25 protein-coding genes and 2 tRNA genes are annotated in these 21,058 nt (G+C 62.6%); 13 read left to right on the forward strand and 14 right to left on the reverse strand.

All coding sequences use genetic code 11. The features are described 5' to 3' along the window. Positions 1–5: 5 nt before the first annotated feature. Positions 6–1,100, reverse strand: a complete 1,095-nt coding sequence (locus H0O21_RS06815; protein ID WP_255440925.1) for a type IV pilus twitching motility protein PilT — start codon at positions 1,098–1,100, stop codon at positions 6–8. A 203-nt stretch (positions 1,101–1,303) separates the two neighbouring features. Here H0O21_RS06815 and wecB point away from each other — a divergent pair, with 203 nt between their 5' ends. From wecB to H0O21_RS06835, 4 genes are read left to right on the forward strand one after another with little or no spacing between them, the layout of a single operon-like run. Further along, positions 1,304–2,416 (forward strand): non-hydrolyzing UDP-N-acetylglucosamine 2-epimerase, encoded by a 1,113-nt coding sequence (gene wecB, locus H0O21_RS06820; RefSeq protein WP_185189147.1) that lies wholly within the window; start codon positions 1,304–1,306, stop codon positions 2,414–2,416. After that, positions 2,397–3,011: a DUF1643 domain-containing protein gene (locus H0O21_RS06825; RefSeq protein ID WP_255440926.1), complete on the forward strand. Its 615-nt coding sequence runs from the start codon at positions 2,397–2,399 to the stop codon at positions 3,009–3,011. Before wecB ends, H0O21_RS06825 begins: the two co-directional genes overlap by 20 nt. Next, positions 3,008–3,253, forward strand: coding sequence for a hypothetical protein (locus H0O21_RS06830; protein WP_131454591.1), 246 nt, complete (start codon positions 3,008–3,010; stop codon positions 3,251–3,253). The genes H0O21_RS06825 and H0O21_RS06830 overlap by 4 nt, the downstream gene beginning before the upstream one ends. Next, positions 3,243–4,532 (forward strand): sodium:proton antiporter, encoded by a 1,290-nt coding sequence (locus H0O21_RS06835; protein ID WP_131454590.1) that lies wholly within the window; start codon positions 3,243–3,245, stop codon positions 4,530–4,532. The genes H0O21_RS06830 and H0O21_RS06835 overlap by 11 nt, the downstream gene beginning before the upstream one ends. Here the strand turns inward: H0O21_RS06835 and gltX are convergent. Next, positions 4,482–5,915 carry a glutamate--tRNA ligase gene (gltX, locus tag H0O21_RS06840; protein WP_185189149.1) on the reverse strand — a complete coding sequence of 478 codons (1,434 nt, stop codon included), beginning with the start codon at positions 5,913–5,915 and terminating at the stop codon, positions 4,482–4,484. The two genes, H0O21_RS06835 and gltX, sit on opposite strands and share 51 nt — an antisense overlap. 20 nt (positions 5,916–5,935) lie before the next feature. After that, positions 5,936–6,009 (reverse strand) — tRNA-Asp (locus H0O21_RS06845). 203 nt (positions 6,010–6,212) lie between these two features. Between H0O21_RS06845 and H0O21_RS06850 the strand changes: the two genes are divergently transcribed. After that, positions 6,213–7,127 (forward strand): LysR substrate-binding domain-containing protein, encoded by a 915-nt coding sequence (locus tag H0O21_RS06850; protein ID WP_185189150.1) that lies wholly within the window; start codon positions 6,213–6,215, stop codon positions 7,125–7,127. Between the two features lie 118 nt (positions 7,128–7,245). Here the strand turns inward: H0O21_RS06850 and H0O21_RS06855 are convergent, their stop codons facing one another. The 4 genes from H0O21_RS06855 to H0O21_RS06870 form a co-directional block, all read right to left on the reverse strand. Beyond that, positions 7,246–7,434 carry a hyperconserved protein Hcp gene (locus H0O21_RS06855; RefSeq protein ID WP_006043540.1) on the reverse strand — a complete coding sequence of 63 codons (189 nt, stop codon included), beginning with the start codon at positions 7,432–7,434 and terminating at the stop codon, positions 7,246–7,248. A gap of 36 nt (positions 7,435–7,470) precedes the next feature. After that, positions 7,471–7,543, reverse strand: a tRNA-Trp gene (locus H0O21_RS06860). A 62-nt stretch (positions 7,544–7,605) separates the two neighbouring features. Beyond that, a complete protein-coding gene (gene rplS / locus H0O21_RS06865) occupies positions 7,606–8,109 on the reverse strand; it encodes a 50S ribosomal protein L19 (RefSeq protein ID WP_131454587.1) in 504 nt (167 codons plus the stop codon). Positions 8,110–8,142: 33 nt separating this feature from the next. Beyond that, on the reverse strand, positions 8,143–8,460 hold the full coding sequence (locus tag H0O21_RS06870; protein WP_185189151.1) for a PepSY domain-containing protein: 318 nt from the start codon (positions 8,458–8,460) through the stop codon (positions 8,143–8,145). 75 nt (positions 8,461–8,535) lie between these two features. Here H0O21_RS06870 and map point away from each other — a divergent pair, with 75 nt between their 5' ends. Beyond that, positions 8,536–9,378 (forward strand): type I methionyl aminopeptidase, encoded by an 843-nt coding sequence (map, locus tag H0O21_RS06875; RefSeq protein WP_131594438.1) that lies wholly within the window; start codon positions 8,536–8,538, stop codon positions 9,376–9,378. On the opposite strand, the gene H0O21_RS06880 is transcribed toward map, so the two are convergent. After that, positions 9,356–10,120, reverse strand: a complete 765-nt coding sequence (locus tag H0O21_RS06880; RefSeq protein ID WP_255440927.1) for an SDR family oxidoreductase — start codon at positions 10,118–10,120, stop codon at positions 9,356–9,358. The two genes, map and H0O21_RS06880, sit on opposite strands and share 23 nt — an antisense overlap. A 41-nt stretch (positions 10,121–10,161) precedes the next feature. Between H0O21_RS06880 and ebsA the strand changes: the two genes are divergently transcribed. The 3 genes from ebsA to H0O21_RS06895 are packed head-to-tail and all read left to right on the forward strand — an operon-like array spanning position 10,162 to position 12,215. Continuing rightward, a complete protein-coding gene (gene ebsA, locus H0O21_RS06885) occupies positions 10,162–10,530 on the forward strand; it encodes a type IV pilus biogenesis protein EbsA (RefSeq protein ID WP_255440928.1) in 369 nt (122 codons plus the stop codon). A 32-nt stretch (positions 10,531–10,562) separates the two neighbouring features. Then, the gene (locus tag H0O21_RS06890; protein WP_185189153.1) at positions 10,563–11,654 is read left to right on the forward strand and encodes a phosphotransacetylase family protein; all 1,092 of its coding nucleotides are present in this window, start codon (positions 10,563–10,565) and stop codon (positions 11,652–11,654) included. Positions 11,655–11,696: 42 nt separating this feature from the next. Next, positions 11,697–12,215 (forward strand): DNA recombination-mediator protein A, encoded by a 519-nt coding sequence (locus tag H0O21_RS06895; RefSeq protein WP_185189154.1) that lies wholly within the window; start codon positions 11,697–11,699, stop codon positions 12,213–12,215. Between the two features lie 3 nt (positions 12,216–12,218). Here the strand turns inward: H0O21_RS06895 and H0O21_RS06900 are convergent, their stop codons facing one another. Next, the gene (locus tag H0O21_RS06900; RefSeq protein WP_185189155.1) at positions 12,219–12,659 is read right to left on the reverse strand and encodes an NfeD family protein; all 441 of its coding nucleotides are present in this window, start codon (positions 12,657–12,659) and stop codon (positions 12,219–12,221) included. A gap of 113 nt (positions 12,660–12,772) precedes the next feature. Between H0O21_RS06900 and H0O21_RS06905 the strand changes: the two genes are divergently transcribed. Together H0O21_RS06905 and H0O21_RS06910 are read left to right on the forward strand one after the other, a co-directional pair. Next, positions 12,773–13,681 carry an SPFH domain-containing protein gene (locus H0O21_RS06905; RefSeq protein WP_131454581.1) on the forward strand — a complete coding sequence of 303 codons (909 nt, stop codon included), beginning with the start codon at positions 12,773–12,775 and terminating at the stop codon, positions 13,679–13,681. A gap of 107 nt (positions 13,682–13,788) precedes the next feature. Then, entirely contained in the window at positions 13,789–14,457 is a 669-nt protein-coding gene (locus H0O21_RS06910; RefSeq protein ID WP_185189156.1) for a ParA family protein, read from the forward strand. Between the two features lie 18 nt (positions 14,458–14,475). Here the strand turns inward: H0O21_RS06910 and H0O21_RS06915 are convergent, their stop codons facing one another. Further along, positions 14,476–14,931, reverse strand: coding sequence for an MAPEG family protein (locus tag H0O21_RS06915; RefSeq protein ID WP_185189157.1), 456 nt, complete (start codon positions 14,929–14,931; stop codon positions 14,476–14,478). 53 nt (positions 14,932–14,984) lie between these two features. Here H0O21_RS06915 and H0O21_RS06920 point away from each other — a divergent pair, with 53 nt between their 5' ends. Beyond that, positions 14,985–15,482 (forward strand): YajQ family cyclic di-GMP-binding protein, encoded by a 498-nt coding sequence (locus H0O21_RS06920; RefSeq protein ID WP_131454578.1) that lies wholly within the window; start codon positions 14,985–14,987, stop codon positions 15,480–15,482. Between the two features lie 17 nt (positions 15,483–15,499). Here H0O21_RS06920 and H0O21_RS06925 read toward each other — a convergent pair whose 3' ends face one another. The 3 genes from H0O21_RS06925 to hemL form a co-directional block, all read right to left on the reverse strand. Further along, entirely contained in the window at positions 15,500–15,853 is a 354-nt protein-coding gene (locus tag H0O21_RS06925) for a hypothetical protein (protein ID WP_185189158.1), read from the reverse strand. 148 nt (positions 15,854–16,001) lie between these two features. Next, positions 16,002–17,252: a carbohydrate porin gene (locus H0O21_RS06930; RefSeq protein WP_185189159.1), complete on the reverse strand. Its 1,251-nt coding sequence runs from the start codon at positions 17,250–17,252 to the stop codon at positions 16,002–16,004. A gap of 37 nt (positions 17,253–17,289) precedes the next feature. Then, a complete protein-coding gene (gene hemL / locus H0O21_RS06935; protein ID WP_131454575.1) occupies positions 17,290–18,591 on the reverse strand; it encodes a glutamate-1-semialdehyde 2,1-aminomutase in 1,302 nt (433 codons plus the stop codon). Positions 18,592–18,695: 104 nt separating this feature from the next. Here hemL and H0O21_RS06940 point away from each other — a divergent pair, with 104 nt between their 5' ends. After that, on the forward strand, positions 18,696–20,201 hold the full coding sequence (locus H0O21_RS06940) for an FAD-linked oxidase C-terminal domain-containing protein (RefSeq protein WP_255440929.1): 1,506 nt from the start codon (positions 18,696–18,698) through the stop codon (positions 20,199–20,201). Here H0O21_RS06940 and xth read toward each other — a convergent pair. Further along, complete coding sequence (gene xth / locus H0O21_RS06945) at positions 20,198–21,034, reverse strand: exodeoxyribonuclease III (protein ID WP_185190920.1); 837 nt, start codon at positions 21,032–21,034, stop codon at positions 20,198–20,200. The genes H0O21_RS06940 and xth overlap by 4 nt on opposite strands. Positions 21,035–21,058: the final 24 nt, after the last annotated feature.

Below are 21,058 nucleotides of genomic sequence, written 5' to 3' on the forward strand. Positions count from 1 at the left end.
GTCCTTCAGCTACGGCCTCTGAGCGCCTGGGCCAGTTCGTTCGGTCGAAGGCTCACCGCCACCGCCTCGGGTTCCCCTACACGACCCGAATCGACCAGGGCCTGAAGCGATTGATTGATGGTGACCATCCCATCGAAGCCGCTCCTGGCCATGATCTCCTCCACCTCGTCGAGGGCCCCCCGCTGGATGTAATCGCGACAGGCATCGGTGTTGATGAGGATGTCGTGATAGGCGGCCCGCTTGCCATCGGTGGTGCGGATCAGCCCTTGGGCGATGACCCCCAGCAATGCTTCCGAAAGGGCGCGACGCACGCTCTCCTGTTCTTCCGGGGGGTGCATGCCGAGCACGCGTTCAACGGTTTTGACCGCTGAATTGGTGTGCAGGGTCCCAAACACCAGGTGGCCCGTCTGAGAGGCCTCCAGAGCGGTGCTGAGGGTCTCTCGGTCACGAATCTCGCCGACAAGAATGACGTCCGGGTCCTCCCGGAGGGAGGCGCGTAGAGCGTTCTGAAACGTGAGCGTGTGTTGCCCCACTTCGCGATGGCGGATCAGCGACTGGCGGCTTTCATGCACGAACTCGACTGGATCTTCGATCGTGAGGATGTGGCGGGTCTGGTGGCGATTGATCCAGTCGATCATTGCGGCCAGGGTGGTGCTTTTGCCCGACCCTGTGGGGCCGGTGACCAGCACCAGTCCCTTCGGTTTCGAGGCGAGTTCCCGAAGCACCGCCGGGAGCTGCAGCTCTTCAAGGCTCAGGATCCTCTGGGGGATCAGACGCAGCACCATCGCTGGCCCGCGCAGGGAATCGAGAAGGTTGATGCGCACCCGTACGAAGGGAAAGGCATGGGAACCATCGAATTCCTTGCTGCGATGAAAGGCATCGATCTGATGCGGCGTGAGGACCTCCTGCAGCCAGCCCTGGAAGTGCTTGTGGTCTGTAATCGGCCAGTCGGTCGAGATCATTTCACCCCTTGACCGGTAGCGGGGCACCTCTCCCACCCCGAGGTGGACATCGGAGTGCCCCCGTTCATTGGCGATGCGGACGAGCACCTCAAGCGTGGGCATGGTGCCCGGATCGCTGGATGAGGGTGGGGCCGCCATGGGCGCCCCTGGTGCCGTGCGGGACGCGGAGATCGCTGTTGGGGCAGCTGGGAAACTAGGCGGCAGGACCGAATCACCCACAGGGAGCAGCGCGAGGACCTCCCCTCAGCTTCGCCAGCACAGCGCATCTGGCAAGTCGTTGCTGCTAAAGAGGGCTGAAATCACCGATAGGATCCGGCTTGATTCATCGGCTTTAACGCTGTATGGCAGGTCTGCCGCGGGTGACGATCGTCCTGGGAACCCGGCCGGAAGCGATCAAGCTCGCCCCGGTGATCCAGGAGTTTCAGGCCTGCGATCGCCTGGAGACCCGTGTGGTGCTCACAGGGCAGCACCGGGAGATGGTGACTCAGGTCATGGACCTGTTCGGTCTGAAGGCCGACCGCGATCTCGATCTGATGGCGCCGCGTCAGACCCTCACCCATGTGACCTGTGCAGCACTGCAGGGCCTCCGCGACGACTTCCAGGCGTTCCCCCCGGCACTGGTGCTCGTGCAGGGGGACACCACCACGGCCTTCGCTGCTGCTCTTGCTGCGTTTTACGAGCAGATCCCCGTGGGCCATGTGGAGGCTGGTTTGCGGACCGACAACTTGCTGGATCCCTTTCCTGAGGAGGCCAATCGACGCTTGATCTCCCAGGTTGCCCAGCTGCACTTCGCCCCGACCACGCGCTCCGAAGCCAATCTCAAAGCTTCCGGTGTGGTGGGCCAGGTGATGGTGACCGGTAACACCGTGATCGATGCCCTGCTGCGGATGGCCGAGCGGGCTCCCATCCTGTCTGATCTGCCCATCGATTGGGAGCGGCAGCGGGTGATCCTCGCCACGGTCCACCGTCGTGAGAACTGGGGGGATCGCCTGGCTTCGATCGCTGCCGGGATGCTGCAGGTGCTGGAGGACCATCCCGATGCGGCCCTGCTTCTGCCTTTGCATCGCAATCCCACCGTGCGTGAACCTCTGCAGGCACTGCTGGGGGCGCATCCGCGCGTGGTGCTCACTGAACCGCTCGACTACGACCGGTTGGTGGCCGCGATGAAGGGCTGCACACTGCTGCTCACCGACTCAGGTGGCCTGCAGGAGGAAGCCCCTGCCCTGGGCAAGCCCGTGCTCGTGCTGCGACGCACCACCGAGCGACCGGAAGCTGTGGATGCTGGCACCGCTCGCCTGGTTGGCACTGACGCGGCCACGATTGCCGCTGAAGCCTCCCGGCTGCTGAGTGATTCCAAGGCCTATGAGGCCATGGCCCGGGCTGTGAACCCCTTCGGCGATGGTCAGGCCAGCCGCCGGATTCTGGAGGCCTCACTTGCCCTGCTCGAGCGCTGAGAGTGGGACGGCTGTCAGTGGAACTGTCTTCAGTGCCTGCAGGCGCTACCGCTGGATCCTGAGCCGCAGTCTTGGCGGCGGCCAGGCCCCCAGCCTGATCTTCATCGGCCTCAACCCCTCCCGTGCGGATGGAGAGAGGGATGACCCAACCTTGCGGCGACTGCAAGGCTTCGCTCGGTCCTGGGGCTACGGACGGCTTGTGGTGCTCAATCTTTTTGCCTTGGTGACCCCTTCACCAGCGGTGCTGCGACGCAGCGCAGAACCGGTAGGGCGGGCCAATGATGCCGTGCTCAAGGCCTGGTTACGTCGCTGGTCTCTGGCGCCGCAGCAGTGGGATCTCTGGCTGGGCTGGGGGGCTGCCGGTGGACTCCATGACCGGGATCAGAGGCTGCTCGCGCTGCTCCGTGCCGTGCTCCCCCAGCGTCAGGCATGCGGTGGGGCCCCCCCTGGTGTGCTCGGTCTCACACGCGGGGGCTATCCCCGCCATCCCCTCTACCTCCCTGCTGGCCAGCTGCTGCAACCTTGGATCCAGGCAGAGGAGCCGCAGGTTCGTCATCCTGTGCCAAGGGCTCAGGGAGGTACGGTTCGCAGATGACTCGTCAACCCCGTCGTTATGCGGTGTCCCTCCATCTGATGGGGGGACAGACCGAGATGGTCCATTTCCCCAGCCTGGAGCAGTTCCAGCAGTGGTACCAGGGGCTGGTGAATGCTTCCCCCAACGGGGGATTCGTGAACGTGCCGCTCGGAGATCTGGAGGGGGAGTATCTGGTGGTGCGTCCCGACGCAGTCATCGGCCTTCGGGTGGAACCTCAGTTCACCTCGATCGATGACGCCTGAGCGGCTGGGACTGCTCTGGGGCGTCACCGTGTTTGCGGGTGCCGCTGCCAGGCTCCTGTCAGCACTTTCGGGGTTGCCGGGAGTCGTCCTACTGCTCCTCTCTGGACTGCTCATTGGCCGCTCCGGCCTAGGCCTGGTGGAACCGCTCGATCTCGGCCAGGGGCTCGAGACGGTGGTGGGGCTGCTGGTCAGCTTGGTGCTCTTCGACGGTGGGCTGAACCTGCGGCTGCCGGGAGACACGATCAAAGCGACCGTGTTGCGGATCTCTCTGATCCGTCTGCTGCTGTCGCTTGCTGCGGGCCTGTTGGCAGCCCACTGGCTGGCTGGGCTCGGTTGGTCGGTGGCAGCGGTTTACAGCGCGATCGTGCTGGCGACAGGGCCCACCGTTGTGACGCCGTTGGTGCAGCAGATTCGGCTCGCCCCTCCTCTGGGAGATGTCTTGGAGGCGGAGGGGCTGGTGCTTGAGCCGGTTGGGGCGGTGCTGGCCCTGCTGCTGCTGGAGTTGTTGCTGGGTGATTTGCATGGATGGCGGGAGTTGGCCATTGGCCTGCTCTCCCGACTGGGGGGTGGTGTGTTGATTGGTGTGGCCTGCGGCTGGCTGCTGTCAGAGGCGCTGCAACGGCTCAAACCGGATCCCGCGGTGGGGTTGCGCCTGCAGCTGACCCTGGGGGTTCTCTTTCTGATGTTTGGGGCCTGCGAATGGCTGCTGCCCGAATCCGGGCTCCCCGCTTCTGTGGCTGCCGGCGTGGTCGTGGGCCGCAGGCCCTCCACCGATGCGGCCCAGCTCGATGCTCTGATCCGTGAGCTGGCAAGGCTGGCGATCACGATGTTGTTCCCACTCCTCGCCGCAGATGTCTCCTGGGCGGAGCTAAGCCCGCTGGGCTGGGGAGGCATCAGCTGTGTGCTGGTGCTCATGGTGCTCGTGCGGCCGGTGGCGGTCAGCGTGGCCACGGTTGGCCTTCCACTCGACTGGCGACAGCGATTCTTCCTGAGCTGGTTGGCACCCCGTGGCATCGTCACCGCGGCGGTGGCGTCTTTGTTTGCGATCCGCCTGGAGCAGGCCGGTGTGCTGGGTGCCGGACGACTCCAGGGCCTTGTTTTTCTGACGATCCTGATGACCGTTGGCCTCCAGGGACTGACCGCTCAACCGCTGGCTCGGATGCTTGGTCTGATTGCTGCTGACGAGGACGAAACGGTGGATGCGACTGCCGATTCCGCAGCTGCCGATTCAGAGGCAGCGCTGAAGGCGTTGCCGGTCGTGCCCGATCCTGGCCAGTAGCCCCCAGGTGGTCATCAGGTCAGGGCCTTGAAGCCGTCCCAGCAGGGCGGCGCGCAGACTCTTCATGAGCACCCCTTTCTTTACCCCGGCCTGGTCAACCGCCTCTTTCAGCAGTGCTTGCCCGCGCTCGCTGTCGCAACCATCCCAGGGGGCTGACTCCAGCAGTGCGTTGAGGGCTGCCAGGGCCGGTCGAGCTCCTTCCTGGTCCAGTTGAGAGAGGGCATCGGCCTCCAGGTCGGGTTCGATGAAGAAGGGCCGCGCCTGCTCGATGCCGTCGTTCAGAAGGGTGAGTGACGGTCCGAGCAGCTCAGCCAGGGCCTCCTGCCAGGCCTGATCCGCAGGCAAAGTCCATCCCTGCGCTTGCCAGAGGGGGGAGAGGGCCATAAGCAGCTGCGGCGCCTGCCATCCATGCAGCACCTGGGCATTGAGCCAGTTGAGCTTGTCCCAGTCAAAGCGGGCCCCGGCCTTGTTGACCCGCTCAAAACTGAACACGGAGGCCGCATCTGCGAGGCTGAAGCGCTCCTCCATCCCTTCGGGAACGGACCAGCCGAGGAGGGTCATGTAATTGGCCAGGGCTTCTGCGGTGTAGCCCATGGCGCGGAAGTCGCTGATGGAGGTCACCCCATCTCGTTTGGAGAGCTTGCGCCCCTCGGCATTGAGGATCAGCGGGGTGTGGGCGAACTGGGGGGCTTCGAGGCCCAGGGCTTCGTAGAGAAGCAGTTGCTTGGCGGTGTTGGCGATGTGATCTTCGCCGCGGATCACGTGGGTGATCGCCATGGCGGCGTCATCCACCACCACCACAAGGTTGTAGAGGGGATCGCCGATTGCATCGGCGGGGGCCCGTCGGGCGATCACCATGTCGCCGCCGAGGTCAGCACCGCTCCAGCGCATGGCGCCTCGGACCATGTCTGTCCAAGTGATCGATGCATCATCGTCGATGCGGAAACGGATGACAGCAGTTCGGCCCTCAGCCTGGAATGCGGCCTCCTGTTCAGGGCTGAGATTGCGATGGCGGTTGTCGTAACGCGGGGCCTGGCCTGCCGCCCGTTGACGGTCCCTCAGGGCATTGAGCTCTTCCTCCGTTGTGTAGCAGCGGTAGGCGAGACCACGGTCGAGCAGGGTCTGGATCGCCTGCCGGTGCTCCTCGATCCTGGTGCTCTGCACCACGGGCTCATCATCCCAGTCGAGACCGAGCCATTGCAGGCCGTCGAGGATGTTGGCGGTGAATTCCGGCTTGGAGCGTTCGCGATCGGTGTCTTCGATGCGGATGAGGAAGGAGCCGCCCATCCGCCGAGCGAATAACCAGTTGAACACCGCCGTGCGAGCTGTGCCGATGTGAAGGGTTCCCGTGGGGCTGGGGGCCAGACGAACGCGAACGGACACTGCTGGCAGAAGGTTTGGAACGGGACCGACGGGGCTCGAACCCGCAACTTCCGCCGTGACAGGGCGGTGCTCTAACCAATTGAACTACGGTCCCAGGCTGACCATCGACAGGACATCATGCCCTGAGCGGTTGACCTGTGTCGCCTGCGCGACCAAGAAAGTATCGACCTCCGCCCTGCCCTCCGTCAACTCATCGGTCTCGAGGGCAATCGAGAACTGGTTTTATGCAGATCTCGAATGAATCGGCACATTCGCCTTCATCGATTCAGATGAAGGGGGGCATGGGTGACATAAAGGATGCGCTACTGGTTGCTCGGCTTTCCGATGCTCTCGGTTGATGCGTTGAGGATGCTGGATTACCAGCTCTGGCTGCGTTCCGGCGAGCAGGCGGCCGCCCGCCTGCACTGTTCTCAGAGCACGGTGTCGCGCAACAACAGTCAGACCCTGGCGCTCTTCGGGCTGTCGTTCCACCGCCGGGCTGGGGAGTGGCAGCTCCAGGGCGACCAGGGCCTGCTGCTGATGGAGCGTCGCGTCCATCAGCTGGCGCGACTGCGCTGCGGCATGGCTCCTGCGCGGATTGAGGCCAATTTCTGGGCAGTCCCAGCCTTCCTCGATCCTCTCCCTGAAGGCTGGGAGGGGGGAGTCGCAACCCATGTGGGTATGGCTCGCCCGCTGCAACTCCTGCGGGAGCGGGTGATCGACGCCTGGATCGGTAGTTATCAACCCGATCTGCCAGTGGATGATCCAGACCTTGCGGTCTTCGATCTCTGTTCCACAGCAGTGCATTTGGTTGCTGCCATGGATCACCCCTTGGCGCATCAGGCTGAACTGAGCGAGGAGGATCTGAGCGCGTTCCCGAGCCTTGCCCTGCCGGCAGGGATGTTCCCTCGTACTGAGGCGATTCTTCGCCGTCAGGGTCTCTGGCGGACCCGTGTGCGTATGAAGCGCTACAGGCCGGAGTTCTGGCAAGGGCGCACGGAAGATCAGGTGACGTTGACCTACGCCAACTGTCTGGCACTAAATGTCATGCCGGGGTTGGTGCGGCTGGATTACGACCTAGGGCTGATCAGTGGTGAAGCTCTGGTGGTCCGGCGTGATTTGAAGGATGAAGCCCTCATCCAAAAGCTGCTGGCTTCTCTGCGGCAACGCTGCCTTCAGCTAGCGGAGCGTCATCCTGACCTCTGGCCAACGTTGACCTTGCCAGTGGCTTAAGAGTTGAGCGTTCAGCAGCCGGAACAACCCCTGGAGACCCAAGGCATGACGGCATAAACAAGGCATAAAAAAGGTTCTGCCGGGCGGCAGAACCTCGTGCCATTGGAATTCCAATCCGTCAGGGTCGGAAGCCGGCGGGTTCAATCAGGCGCACCTGGTTACCGCGGGCAGTGAATTCACGACCCTGGTCACTTTGAACAACCACGCGACCACCGGATTTGACACGGATCACACGGGCACGAACCCAGCCGAGAGCGGCTGACTCAAGCACCTTGACGACATCACCAGGTTGTAGATCCAACTCCATGCTCAAAACCGGGAAACTGCATGAGGGGTCATCGGACGCGCCGTGGAGGACTTGAACCCCCGACATCAGGTTTTGGAGACCTGCGTTCTACCAACTGAACTAACGGCGCAAGGCGATGGACCCCTCGACCACCGCCGGAGCGATGGCATTGGATTGAACGAGGCCGGAGCCTCAGCGATCGAAGCGCTGCTTCACACGAGTGGCCTTGCCCACCCGGTCTCGCAGATAGAAAAGCTTCGCCCTGCGTACCTTACCGCGGCGTTCCACCTTGATGGAGGCCACCTGGGGGCTGTGAAGCATGAACACACGTTCCACGCCGATGCCCTGGAAGATCCGACGCACGGTGATGGTGGCATTGAGGCCGCCATGGCGCTTGGCGATCACGACACCTTCATAGGGCTGAACGCGTTCTTTGTTGCCCTCACTGATGCGCACGCCCACGCGAACGGTGTCGCCCACGTAGATGTCAGGAAGCTCGGATTTCAGTTGTGCGGCTTCAAACTCCCGGATCAGAGCTTCGGCTCCGAGCTTGGCCACTGCTTTTGCTGCAGGAGTCTCAGGTTTGCCTGCAACAGCTGCAGGCTCTTCCACTGCGGTGGCAGTGACCTCGCTCTCGGTTGTCACCACCTCAGTGGCTTCCTCCTTCGGGGAGGTCTCTTTCGGATCCGCTGCCATCCCAGCTCCGGGTAAACACGCCAAACAACCAGCTTACCCTTTCGCCTCCCCTTGCTCCCTTGATGGCGTTCCGAACGGTCGTTTCCACTGCTGCACGAGCATCGTCGCGCCGGTGATCAGCATCCAGAGGAGCCCAAGACCATTCAGGAGCACCAGCACGGGTTCCAGCTTGGGGCCCAGCCACTCACCTTCATGCAGCACCATCAGCCAGTGCACCTGGTCCCGACTGAAACCTGCCCAGTCTCTTGCCAACCGGTAGCCCACCCCTGAGCCAACGGTGAGCAGCAGTGGCAACAAAACGAAGGGCGCCAGCCAGCGATGCCATTGGCGGATGCTGCGCAGCCAGACCAATCAACCTCCTCCTCGCGTTCAACATTGATAGCGTGACGGGATCGACTATCTGTCGCGGGTTACCGCCAACGTTTGATGAATCTGTTTGCTGACCTGCTGGCAGCCTCTGGCGGTGCCAAGGCCACCGCGACTGGACCTCGGATCCAGCAGCGTCGTGGTGTGGAAGTGAAATCAGCCCGCGAGCTGAAGATCATGGCCCGGGCCAGCAGCATCGTGGCGTCTGTGCTGCGCGAGATCATGGCGTCGGTGGAACCCGGTCAGACCACCGCTGATCTTGATGCCCTCGCCGAACGACGGATCCGCGAGCTCGGTGCTACCCCCAGTTTCAAGGGCTATCACGGGTTCCCCGCCAGTATCTGCGCAAGCATCAACAACGAGGTGGTGCATGGTATCCCCAGTGCCAAACGGGTGATCCGCAAGGGGGATCTCCTCAAGGTCGACACGGGTGCGTATTTCGAGGGCTACCACGGTGATAGCTGCGTCACCATCTGCGTCGGCGAGGTGCCTGAGCAAGCCCGCACTCTCAGTCGTGTTGCCCAGGAGTCGCTGATGGCTGGACTGGCTCAGATCAAGGCCGGCAACACGCTGCTTGACATTGCAGGTGCCGTGGAAGACCACGTGAAGGCGAATGGATTCAGCGTGGTGGAGGACTACACGGGACACGGCGTTGGCCGCAATCTCCACGAAGAACCGTCCGTGTTCAATTTCCGCACCGATGAGTTGCCCAACGTGACCCTGCGGCCGGGGATGACGCTTGCGGTGGAGCCGATTCTCAATGCAGGCAGCAAGCGCTGTCGAACCTTGAAAGACCGTTGGACCGTCGTCACCCAGGACGGCAGCCTCTCCGCGCAGTGGGAGCACACGATCGTGGTCACGTCCGATGGCTGCGAGATCCTCACCGATCGGGGCGATTGCTGATCAGCCTGTTGTAGGCGGCCCGCCCTAGTTCGCTCAGGGGCATCAGCAGATAAGTCAGGGGGTTTGGGGTCACGATCACCAGGGGCAGTCCGAGCCGGGCCTGCAGGATCACTTGACCCGCCACCCAATCGGCTGACATCACGCCAATGGGATTCAGTTCGGATCGGAACGGTCCCAGCACGAGCTTGCGTAGGCGCAAGGATGGGATTGGGCTGCGCTGATGCTCACTCCAGCGGAGGCTCACCAGTTGTCCGAGCAGACGCTTGCTCAGTTCATAGGCGGGGCTTAAGGCGGGCTGGATCTCTGCCTCCGAGGTGTTCACCCAAACCTCCCGTGGCTCGGAGCCGGGAGGCAGCTCCGCGGCGATCCGCTCGTAGTGCTCGAGCAGTCGCCAGCTGCTCAGGGCGTTCACCTCCAGGGCGCGATTGAGGGTGAGGCTGCGCTGGTCAGCCCCGGGATTGATCCCGTGGTTGAGCACCAGCAGATCCAGTTGGGCCAGCACGGGTGCGAGCTCCTGCTCGCGGCCACAGTGCCACTGCACCCAGCTCTGACTTGCCGTGGTTGCGCTTGCCGCATCGCAGGGGGGCTCTCGGTGCGTCAGGCCCACCACGTGCGCGCCTAGGGCCTGAAATCGACGGCTCAGGGCCTGGCCCAGGGCTCCCTGGGCACCGGTGATGCCAATCCGGCGACCCTGCCAACGCTGGTGGTCGACGGCGGATGGGAGGGAGCTGGTCTGGGCCATTGCTCCAGCTTGGGGCATGCTTTGGGGAACTGGCGGGATTCGTGCCTACACCATCCCTCGATGCTCAGATGGCTTTGTTCGCTCCCTACTGCGGCGGTCGCAGTCGAGAGCAAGACCTGCTGCGGGTTCTGGCCTATTGGTCGGGGGGGGAGGTCCGCGGTGTGCGGAGTCTCATGGAGGCCTCGCCTCACCGGTTCGATCTGCGCTGGCAACCGGTCCGGGCACCGCTGGAAAGCACCGCTTGCACACTCAACATTGAGGCGGAGCCGCCGCTCGCCTACCGCTTCTCCGTTCCCGCCCATCAGCTGATGGTCTGGTTGATGGAAAGCGGTGATCGTTCTGATCGGCTGGAGCTCCCCGACCGCTTCTGGCAGTGGTTGCTGCTGGAAGCGGGAGGCGAAGACCTCTAAATTGCAACACCAAGAGCGCGCCGGGTCGGGTCATGGGCAACACCTTGCTGATCGGATCCTGTGAACCTTTCAGCGGGAAGTCCGCCTTAGTGCTGGGTTTGGCTCGAGCCCTCGCGAGTGGTGGCCGCCAGGTGCGGTTCGGCAAACCGCTGGCCACCAGCCTCGAGTGGAGTCCCTCCGCAGGGCCGCTCCCCGATCCGCTCATCGATGACGATGTGCGCTTCGTCGGCAGCACCTTGGGTCTTGGTGATGATCAGCTGATCCCCTCATTGCATCTGCTGTCGCCGGTCACGGCGGATGCACGCCTCGCCCAGGGCCAGCTCGCCGCCGGTGATGGTTTCATTCAGCTGCGGAACGAGCTCTCTCAGCATCAGGACGGGGTCACCTTGCTGGAGGCAGCAGGCAGTCTTCACGAAGGTCTGCTCTATGGACTCAGCCTTGTGCAGCTGGCCCAGGGCCTTCAGGCACCGGTGGTGCTTGTGCATCTCTGGCAGGACAGCCGCAGCGTTGATGCTCTGCTCGCGGCCCGTGACCAGCTCGGTGATCGCTTGATGGGCATCGTGCTGAATGCCGTTACCCCTGATGAAGTGGAGGAACTGCAGCGTCATGTGGTGCCCGCCCTCGAGGGGCTTGGCCTGCAGGTCTTTGGCGTGATGCCTCGTTCGCCCCTGCTGCGCAGCGTCACCGTCGGAGAACTCGTGCGTCGTCTCGATGCAAGGGTGATCTGCTGTGAGGAGCGGCTTGAACTCCTGGTGGAGACCCTGAGCATTGGCGCCATGAATGTGAACTCAGCCATGGAGTTTTTCCGTCGACGCCGCAACATGGCCGTGGTGACGGGCGCGGATCGTACCGATATTCAGCTGGCCGCCCTTGAGGCGTCCACCCAGTGTCTGATCTTGACCGGTGCCGGCGAGCCCCTGCCCCAGCTGATCAGTCGCGCCGATGAATTGGAGGTGCCGCTCCTGAAGGTGGAGAGCGACACGCTCGCCACCGTTGAAGTGATTGAACAAGCCTTCGGGCATGTCCGTCTGCATGAGGCGGTGAAGGCCACGTATGCCTTCCGGCTCGTGGAGGAGCACTGTCAACTGGATCGCATTTTCTCCGCCCTCGACCAGTCGGCCTGACAATCTATTTGGCACTGCTAGTTTCAATTTCAAATTGGCGGGATGTCCTTGAGCCGCTCCCTTGACCTTCCTGCCCTCGATCGGGTGGACACCCTGGCGCAGGAACTGGCCCTGCTTCAGGACAAGGGAAAACGGCGGATCGCAATTCTTGGTAGCCGCCATGTGCCAGTGGTGGCCATCCATCTGATCGAATTGATCGCCCGCTCTCTGGCCCAGGAGGGGCACTCCCTGATGACCTCAGGAGCCCAGGGGGTCAACGCCGCGGTCATCCGCGGTGTGCTCGAAGTCGACCCCGCGCGCCTCACGGTGCTCCTGCCCCAGAGCCTCGATCGGCAATCATCGGAGATCCGCGATCAGCTCGAACGGGTGCTGCATCTGATTGAGAAGCCCGAGCATGACGATCTGCCCCTGCCGATGGCCAGCAGTCTCTGCAATCAGGACATCATCAACCGCTGTGACCAGCTGATCTGTCTGGCCTTCCATGACAGCGAAACCCTGCTGAACAGCTGCCGCTTTGCGGAGGACATGGGCAAGGTTGTGAGTCTTCTGTTCTTCGACTGACGTTCAGGGCCGGAAACGGGCGATGACCTGCAGCTGGGTGCCGTCCCGCCCCACGACGAGCACCTGCTCGCCGTCGCTGATTGCCTGGTCGAGATCCAAGGAGCTGGCGGCCCAGCTCTGACCATGCCAGCGCACCCGACCTTCGCCGCCCGGGGGGATAGCACTGATCACTTCAGCCAGATCCTCCCGTTGGCGCTCCTGGCCAGGACGTGGATTGCGGCGAGCCGACCAGCGGCTGAGCCAAATGGTGCCGACGACGGTCAGCACCAGGAACAACAGAATCTGCACCAGCAGTGGCAGAGGGGTCAGGGCCGTCAGCAGAGAGAGCAGCAGTGCTGCAAGGGCCGCGACCATCAAGCCGTCGAAGCTGGGTTGGGCCAATTCCAGGCTCAGAAGCCCCCCAGCGATCAGGAGCCAGATCAGTGGAATCCAGAACGGGGGCATCGGCGGGCGGTTTGTGGTTCTGAATCCCCACTCTGCAGTCCACGGCCTTGATCGGCAGAGTGTTGCCGGCTCGAGGCACTGTCCGTAGGGTCCGGGAAGTGGGTGCTCAAGGGATGGAAGCCTTTCTCGGTCTGCCGGCGCTGGTGTTGATTGCCCTGTTGGGCAGCGGAAGCGTCAAGGTCACGAGCGGAGGCCGTTCTCGTCTGGTGGAGCGCCTTGGCAAATACGACCGTGAACTGCAGCCGGGCTTGTCCTTCGTGCTGCCGGTGGTGGAGAAAGTGGTGAGCCATGAATCGCTGAAGGAACGGGTGCTGGATATCCCCCCTCAGCTCTGCATCACCCGCGACAACGTGTCGATCGAAGTGGATGCCGTGGTGTATTGGCAGCTGCTCGAGCATTCCCGCGCTTATTACGCGGTCGACAATCTTCAGGCGGCGATGGTCAATCTGGTGCTCACCCAGATCAGGGCCGAGATGGGCAAGCTGGATCTCGATCAGACCTTCACCACCCGCAGTGAGGTGAATGAGTTGTTGCTGAAGGAACTGGATGAGGCCACGGACCCCTGGGGTGTGAAGGTGACCCGGGTGGAGATGCGCGACATCAATCCATCACCGGGTGTGAAGCAGGCGATGGAGGCGCAGATGACGGCGGAGCGGGAGAAGCGCGCGGCGATCCTGCGCTCCGAGGGCGAGAAGGAATCTCAGCTGAATGAGGCCCGCGGCCGTGCGGAGGCTTTGGTGCTGGATGCCCGTGCCCAGAAAGAAGCGCTGCTGCTCGATGCAGAAGCCCAGGTGAAGCAGCAGGAACTGCTTGCGAAAGCCAAGGCGGAGGCTGCCCTGGAGCTGGCCCGTGCCCTGGAAGCGAACCCAAAGGCCGCCGAAGCGATGCGGTTGATGTTGGCGAAGGATTGGATGGCGATGGGTGAACAGTTGGCCGAGGCCCCAGCCGGCAGTGTGCTGATGGTGGATCCCCAGTCGCCCGCCTCCTTGCTGGCGGCACTCAAGCAGTTTCAGCAGGGATAGAGAGCGGGTGGTGGTTGGTTGTTTGCGCTACGCACGCTTTAGAAAAAACCGCTAAACAGGATTTCGAAACTCAGGCGCATCAGGCTGCTGCAAAGCAGTTGTTTTTTATGTTTCTCACCGTCTTTGGTCAGAAGGGAGGGGTCGCCAAAACCTGCACAAGTGTGCACTTATCTGCGGTCTGGGCAAGACGAGGATTCAATGTCTGCCTTGTTGATGCTGATCGCAATCGATCAGCGACGGCCTATGGAGCCAGGGGGTTGCTTGATTTCTCGGTGGTTCCCATCGAGGCGGCGGCCAAGGCGACCCGTGCTGCCGACATCGTTGTGACCGATGGTCAGGCCAGTAGTCAGGATGACGAGTTGAACAGGCTGTCTGAAGGATCTGATTTGATTGTTCTGCCGACTACCCCACAGGCTCGATCGGTTGAACTCACGATTGAGCTGGCCTCAATGTTGCGAAGCAAGGAGGTTCCAGCTTGTGTGTTGATGGTGAAAGTTGACTCGCGTAAGCAGCGGCATGCCCACGAAGCCAAGGCAATCCTGGTGGATTTTGGTTTGCAAGTTCTCAGGGCTGAAATTCCTCTGCTGGCAGCCTTTGATAAGGCTGAGGTGCAGGGAAGCATCGTGATGGACGCGGTGGATGATCGTGGTCGAGCTGATCGTCGGCGCATGCTCGGTTGGACTGCCTACTGCGCGGCTGCTGCTGAGATCGAAGCGATCCATCGGGCTGCCCAGGCCGTAGCCGGTGACTCCGGGCTGGATGGACTTGCGGCCTGATGGCTACCCGTTGAGGCTTCAGGCAGTGGCGAGCAGGGCGCGGAGGCCTTCGACATAGAGCGTGCCTGTGCACAGCAAGGCGCTGGCCCAGCAGAGACCACGGAGGGGCGGCACATTGCCGACGTAGGCCCCGATGTAGAGGAGACGAAGGAGCGGCTGAAGCAAGGCCGCTGTGATTGCGGTGTTGGGAAGTGCTCCGCTGTGCAGAGCTGCGATCACACAGAGCAGGGCAGCGGGAGCGTGGAGAGTGAAGGCTTCGAAGCTGTTCTGGTGGGCCCAGCTGGCCCGTCGTCCCCAAATGGGCAGGCGTTCGAACATCGCCCGGGGCGCACCCATGTCGGCCATGGTGAAATCCGCCTGGGAGCGGGCGGCTCCGAGGGGCACGATGCTCAGGACGACAACGGCCCCTGAAAGCAACACCGACCAGGCGTAGGGTGCCGCGGCACTGGCGGTGAACAGGCTGGTTAAAGGCATCGGCGGCCGGTTGCAGTGCCCTTTTCTAAGCTGCGGGCAACCGGATGAATGCCATGGCCAGCACCTTTTCCTTTGATGTGGTCTCGGATTTCGACCGCCAGGAGCTGGTGAACACCCTCGATCAGGTCCGTCGGGATATCGGTACCCGCTACGACCTGAAGGACTCGGGAACGGAGATTGAGCTGGAGGAAACCGAGGTGGTGATCACCACCGCCAGCGATATGACTCTCCAGGCAGTGGAGGATGTGCTGCGAACCAAGGCCACGAAGCGCAATCTTTCCCTCAAGATCTTTGATTTCCAGACGCCGGAGGCCGTGGGTGGTAACCGGGTGAAGCAGGTGGTGAAATTGCGCAAAGGCCTCAGTCAGGAGATTGCTAAGAAACTGAGCAAGATTGTGCGCGATGAACTCAAGAAGGTGACGGTGGCGATTCAGGGAGAGAGCCTGCGCATCACCGGAAAGAGCAAGGACGACTTGCAACAGGCGATTCAGTTGCTGAAAACGAAGGAGGAGGAGTTGGATGTTCCCCTGCAGTTTGAGAACTATCGCTGAGAGAGCCTGGTTTGAATTCAGTTGAATTGTGTGCCCACCTGCACGGAGAAGCTCAGCTCCTCGTTGTTGGTTTTGTAGCGCGTAGCGAGGCTGGCCGTCCCCCCTGCTGAGAAGTCATTGTCGGAATTACTGCCATTCACACCGAGAGCCAAGCTGCCAGACCAAGGAGATGGTTTTGCGGTCGGTTTCAGGTCTGAGACCTGAATCTCCGGTCGCCCGAGGTTGGGGTGAAGAATCACCTTGACGGTTTCGGTGCTGTCTTCCGTGATCAGTGTTCCCGTCAGCTTGTCGCCGTTCTGAAGCAGCAGGGTCACACGTTCAGCATGGGCTTCGGCTGTTGCCGCAGTGATCGCTAGGCCTGCTGTCAGCAAGCAGTGAAAGAAGCAGGGGCGGCTGTCCAGGCAGATGAACGACAGGGACTCTCCGTCAACGGCCTCATCTTTGCATGAGCAGTTCTGCAGTCTGTCTCTCACGCTCAGTGCGCTCCGCTGGCTTCCATGAAGCCGACCTGTGACTTGGTCACAGGTTCAGATTGACCTGCACACCCCCAATCCAGCTTCCGGGAACAGTGCCACTGCCTGAGGGATTGATCAGCCACTGCATCAGTGGTTGCACCTGCACCACCTCAGAGATGTTGATGGAGTAATTGAGTTCAATCACGCCTTCGTAGGTCAGTCCGGGGTTGAGTGTTGGGCTGAAGCTGTTGCGGGTGATACCCAGTGCAAGCACATCGTCCGGACGATTGGGCAGGACACCTTGAGAGAGCCAGCCCCCTGCGGCGAAGCTCGGCACAGGGTTCTTGGCGGGATCAAGGCCGAGATTGCCAGCCAGCCAGAGGCGGTTATCGATCCCGATCGGCAGGGTGACGGGCCAGGTGATCGTTCCATACACGATCCGGTTCAACCCTTCACCCAGCTCTGTGCCTGCGCTTCCTGGCCAGGCGGTGTTGGAGAGCATTCCGCCCAGCTGCAGCAGCGGTGCTGGCAGCTGTCTGGCCACCGTGGTGCCATCCTTGCCTTCGATCGGCGCCAACAGCTCCTTCCGATGGGCCAGAGGATTGAGACTCCACTCGAGCACCTGGACGCTGCCGCGCACATCAGGCTGCCCGGGATCCACACCGAGGCTGGCGGCAATGGCCGTTTCAGAATCCAGGTTGTAGTAGCCGTAGCGCAGATCCCCCAGGGAGCTGCTGTGGGCAGCCACGGCGATCCCGGGAGCCACGAAAGGGTTGATTGGCACCCCGGGGATCGCCACGTTCAGGGTGTTGTTGAGGGTGGCGTTGGTGTAGTTGTCCAGGGCTGGTGCCGTCAGGAACTGAGGGCCAATCGACATCAGGCCCGCCTGGGCACTCCACCAGCCATCTCCTTGATTGCGGCTGACACTCGCCTGGGTGATCCAGGTGCCCACCGGATTCACGACCGTCTGAGGGTTGAAGAAGGAGCCCAGTTCAGTGGCGAGGTCAGGGTCGCCGGCGGCGTTGGTGAGCTCCAGGTTCACCTGCCAGTGGTCGATTTCGCGCCAGTTGCTTGTGTCTTTGCCCAGACCACTGCCGATCGTGAGCCCCACGACCGTCTGTTGGAACCAGGTAGCGGCTGATGGGTTCTCACCCCCAAGCAGCCCCCCCATGGGTTCTGTTGTGTAGTCGACGCTGAAGTCCACCCATTCAGGAAGCCCAAGCAGCGTCTGGATCGGACCTGCCTGCGCTGGACAGCAGAGGTTGAGCAGCCCAATGGAAGAGGTCGCCAGAAGGCGCGTCAGAAGGCGCTGCATGAGTGGGGGACGATGGGCAGCGCCAGGATCTCAGCTCTCAGGCGATTTCAGCAAAACTCTCGCGGAAGGCCGCGAGGGTGGCATCGATGTCGGCATCGCTATGGGCCAGAGAGGTGAAGCCCGCCTCGAAGGCGCTCGGTGCGAGGTAGATCCCGCGCTCGAGCATGGCGCGATGCAGGCGGCCAAAGCGCTCGGTATCAGCGGCCTTGGCTTCTTCGAAATTGCGAACCGGACCCTCACAGAGGAAGAAGCCAAACATGGCGCTGACACTGCCGCCAGTGATCGGTAGTCCAGCTTCACGGCCCGCCTCGAGGATGCCCTGGATCAGGCGTTCGGTGCTGGCGGTGAGCTTCTCGTAGCTGCCGGGTTGCTTCAGCAGCTCCAGGGTCTTAATCCCGGCCGTCATCGCCAGGGGATTGCCGCTCAGGGTGCCGGCCTGATACATCGGCCCCGCGGGAGCCACCATCTCCATGATCTCGCGGCGTCCGCCGTAGGCACCAACGGGCAGACCGCCACCAATCACCTTGCCCATGGTGGTGAGATCGGGCGTGACACCGAAGTGGGCTTGGGCGCCGCCGTAGCTGATGCGGAAGCCGGTCATCACTTCGTCAAAGACGAGAAGAGCGCCGTGTTCCTTGGTGATCTCCCGGAGCCCTTCCAGGAACCCGGGTTCTGGGGTGATGAAGCCAGCGTTGCCGACGATCGGCTCCAGGATCACTCCGGCGATGGCATCGGGGTTTTCAGCGAAAAGCTGCTTGACGGCCTCCAGGTCGTTGTAAGGGGCGGTGAGCGTGTTGGCCGTGGTGCTGCGGGGCACCCCCGGTGAGTCGGGCAGGCCAAGGGTGGCCACACCTGAACCGGCCTTGACCAGGAACATGTCCGCGTGGCCGTGGTAGCAGCCCTCGAACTTGATCACCTTGTCGCGACCTGTGAAGGCGCGGATCAGACGCAGCACCGCCATGCAAGCCTCGGTGCCGCTGTTCACGAAGCGCACCATCTCGACGCTGGGCACTGCCTCGATCACCATCTCGGCGAGGGTGTTCTCCAGGGCGCAGGGAGCGCCGAAGCTGGTGCCCTTCTCGATGGCTTCCTGCAGGGCGCTGATCACTTCGGGATGGGCATGGCCGCAGATGGCCGGTCCCCAGCTGCCGATGTAATCGATGTATTTATTGCCATCCACATCCCAGGCGTAGGAGCCCTTCACCCGGTCGAACACGATCGGCTGGCCGCCCACCGACTTGAAGGCGCGCACCGGAGAGCTCACGCCACCAGGCATCAGAGCCTGAGCGGCACTGAAGATGGCCTGGGAGCGGGAGGTGTTCAAGGTGGGAGCTGTCACGGGGACGGGAGCCAACGGACTGATGCAAACCGTGGACCATCCTGACCCAAAACGGTCAGATGCGTCTGATCTGTGACTCGAGGGAAGGCGTGCAGGGGCCATCCATGCCTAGGTTGGCTGCGAAATCGGTGGATCCCTTGTCACACGACTGGGCAGCTCTAGACAGTGATCTCAGCCGTCTGCTGCCACCGGATGCCCTGGTTCGTCGTCGTCAGGAGCTGCTGGCTTACGACTGTGACGGACTCACGATCGATCGTCAGGCTCCTCCCCTGGCGGTGCTTCCCAGGACCAGAGAACAGGTCGCTTCGATCCTGCGTTGCTGCCATCAGCACCGGATCCCTTTCGTGGCCCGCGGCAGTGGGACCGGGCTCTCGGGTGGTGCGCTCGTTGAGAGGGAGGCCCTGCTGGTGGTCACCAGCCGTATGCGTCGGATCCTTGCGGTGGATCTGCCGAATCAGACGATCACGGTGGAGCCGGGAGTGATCAACAGCTGGGTCACCCGCGCCGTGGCTGGGGATGGTTTTTATTACGCCCCGGATCCTTCCAGTCAGGTGGTTTGCAGCATTGGCGGCAATGTTGCTGAGAACTCTGGTGGGGTGCACTGCCTGAAGTACGGCGTGACGAGCAATCACGTCCTCGCACTCGAGGTGGTGCTTTCCGATGGCACGGTCACACGGTTGGGTCGTGGATTGAGTGATGCCGCTGAACTGGATCTGCGTGGTGCCTTTATTGGCAGTGAGGGCACCTTGGGCATCGCCACGGCGATCACCCTGCGCTTATTGAGGGCTCCGGAGACCGTCTCGGTGCTTCTGGCCGATTTCCCCACCATGGAGTCAGCGGGCGAGGCGGTGCGACGGGTCACGGCCGCTGGGGTGCTGCCAGCGGGGATGGAGATCATGGACAACTTCATGATCAACGCCGTCAATGACCTGTTCGGGCATGACGAATACCCCCGTGATGCAGCGGCGGTGTTGTTGATCGAGCTGGATGGTCAGGCTGAGGAGGTGGCAGTGGCTGCTGAACAGTCCGATGCCCTCTGCCGGGAGGCAGGGGCCCGGGGGGTGCGACGTGCCGATGATGCTGCCGATCGGGCCCAGCTCTGGAAGGGGCGGAAGTCGGCTTTTGCGGCCGTGGGTCAGATTTCGCCCACCTATTACGTGCAGGACGGTGTCGTGCCGCGAAGCAGCCTGCCGAGCGTGCTGGCAGCGATTGAGGGGCTCAGCAAGGAGCATGGGCTGCCCGTTGCCAACGTCTTTCACGCCGGAGATGGCAATCTCCATCCCCTCATCCTCTATCGGCGGGATGAACCCGGCGTGGATGCCAAAGTCAAGGCGCTGGGGGCAGCGATTTTGGAGGCCTGTCTTGCGGTGGGCGGCAGCATCACCGGCGAGCACGGGGTTGGTGCTGACAAGCGCTGTTACCTCGATTGGATGTTCTCTCCGGAGGATCTGGCCACGATGCGTCGACTGCGGCTTGCCTTCGATCCCAGTGGCCTGGCCAATCCAGGCAAAATCTTCCCGACTCCCAGCAGCTGCGCGGAGTCGGCTCGCCGGCGCGTCACGCTTTCAGCCCCTGCCCAGGGGGAGGGGGTGGAGCTGATCGCCTACTAGCCATTCCAGCCGTTGTCGTCCTCCTCATCGTCCTCCGGAGGCCAGCAAAGATCCACCATGACGGGTGCATGGTCGCTGGGTTGCTCACGACCGCGCTCCTGCTTGTGAATGCCGCAGCCTCTGGCGAGGGCGAGCAGCTCCGGGCTGAGATAAATGTGATCAATTCGCCAGCCGCTGTCGCGATCCCAGGCGCCGCTCCGGTAGTCCCACCAGCTCCAGTGGCCGGCCTCTGGTTCGAAGACGCGGAACACATCCTGGAGGTTGTCGCCTAATGCGCTCCGTAAGGCTGTCCGTTCCGGCTCACTCGCCATGATCCCGCCGGTGAGCCGATCCGGATCGTGGATGTCCCGCGCTTCGAGGGCGATGTTGAAGTCCCCAACGACGCAAAGTGGTTCCTCTCGCGCCTGAATGGCCGCCAGATAGCGCTGCAGGCAAGCCAGCCAGCGAAGTTTGTAGGGGTATTTCTCTGACTTCAACCCCGAGCCGTTGGGCACGTAGAGGTTCACCACGCGCACACCATCGAGCATTCCGCTGATCACCCGCTTCTGCTCCCCCAGTTCCAGAGCCTCCTCGTCTTCCTTCAGTTCGGCGCTGAAACCACAGCGCACATCGTCAAGCCCGGTGCGGCTCACCAGGGCCACGCCGTTGTAGGCCTTCTGGCCATGGATCTCCACGTGGTAGCCCTTGGCTGTGAAGGCCTCCAGGGGAAACTGAGGGTCATCGACCTTGGTTTCCTGAAGGCAGAGCAGATCGGGCTGGGCCTGATCCAGCCAGTGCAGCACATGCTCCAGGCGGGTGCGCACCGAATTCACATTCCAGCTGGCGATCTGCATGGGCATTCCGACGCGGTTGGAGAC

It is taken from the genome of Synechococcus sp. HK01-R, assembly GCF_014217855.1.
Taxonomy (GTDB): domain Bacteria; phylum Cyanobacteriota; class Cyanobacteriia; order PCC-6307; family Cyanobiaceae; genus Synechococcus_C.

Coding starts and splice junctions, on each gene's coding strand:
- H0O21_RS06850 (WP_185189150.1), top strand. CDS start 6,213: ATGCGCTACTGGTTGCTCGGCTTTCCGATGCTCTCGGTTGATGCGTTG.
- H0O21_RS06930 (WP_185189159.1), bottom strand. CDS start 17,252: ATGCAGCGCCTTCTGACGCGCCTTCTGGCGACCTCTTCCATTGGGCTG.
- H0O21_RS06900 (WP_185189155.1), bottom strand. CDS start 12,659: ATGCCCCCGTTCTGGATTCCACTGATCTGGCTCCTGATCGCTGGGGGG.
- xth (WP_185190920.1), bottom strand. CDS start 21,034: ATGCAGATCGCCAGCTGGAATGTGAATTCGGTGCGCACCCGCCTGGAG.
- H0O21_RS06890 (WP_185189153.1), top strand. CDS start 10,563: ATGGGCAACACCTTGCTGATCGGATCCTGTGAACCTTTCAGCGGGAAG.
- H0O21_RS06830 (WP_131454591.1), top strand. CDS start 3,008: ATGACTCGTCAACCCCGTCGTTATGCGGTGTCCCTCCATCTGATGGGG.
- H0O21_RS06855 (WP_006043540.1), bottom strand. CDS start 7,434: ATGGAGTTGGATCTACAACCTGGTGATGTCGTCAAGGTGCTTGAGTCA.
- rplS (WP_131454587.1), bottom strand. CDS start 8,109: ATGGCAGCGGATCCGAAAGAGACCTCCCCGAAGGAGGAAGCCACTGAG.
- H0O21_RS06910 (WP_185189156.1), top strand. CDS start 13,789: ATGTTTCTCACCGTCTTTGGTCAGAAGGGAGGGGTCGCCAAAACCTGC.
- H0O21_RS06815 (WP_255440925.1), bottom strand. CDS start 1,100: ATGGCGGCCCCACCCTCATCCAGCGATCCGGGCACCATGCCCACGCTT.
- H0O21_RS06835 (WP_131454590.1), top strand. CDS start 3,243: ATGACGCCTGAGCGGCTGGGACTGCTCTGGGGCGTCACCGTGTTTGCG.
- H0O21_RS06895 (WP_185189154.1), top strand. CDS start 11,697: ATGTCCTTGAGCCGCTCCCTTGACCTTCCTGCCCTCGATCGGGTGGAC.
- wecB (WP_185189147.1), top strand. CDS start 1,304: ATGGCAGGTCTGCCGCGGGTGACGATCGTCCTGGGAACCCGGCCGGAA.
- H0O21_RS06915 (WP_185189157.1), bottom strand. CDS start 14,931: ATGCCTTTAACCAGCCTGTTCACCGCCAGTGCCGCGGCACCCTACGCC.
- H0O21_RS06940 (WP_255440929.1), top strand. CDS start 18,696: ATGCCTAGGTTGGCTGCGAAATCGGTGGATCCCTTGTCACACGACTGG.
- H0O21_RS06905 (WP_131454581.1), top strand. CDS start 12,773: ATGGAAGCCTTTCTCGGTCTGCCGGCGCTGGTGTTGATTGCCCTGTTG.
- map (WP_131594438.1), top strand. CDS start 8,536: ATGAATCTGTTTGCTGACCTGCTGGCAGCCTCTGGCGGTGCCAAGGCC.
- H0O21_RS06880 (WP_255440927.1), bottom strand. CDS start 10,120: ATGGCCCAGACCAGCTCCCTCCCATCCGCCGTCGACCACCAGCGTTGG.
- H0O21_RS06920 (WP_131454578.1), top strand. CDS start 14,985: ATGGCCAGCACCTTTTCCTTTGATGTGGTCTCGGATTTCGACCGCCAG.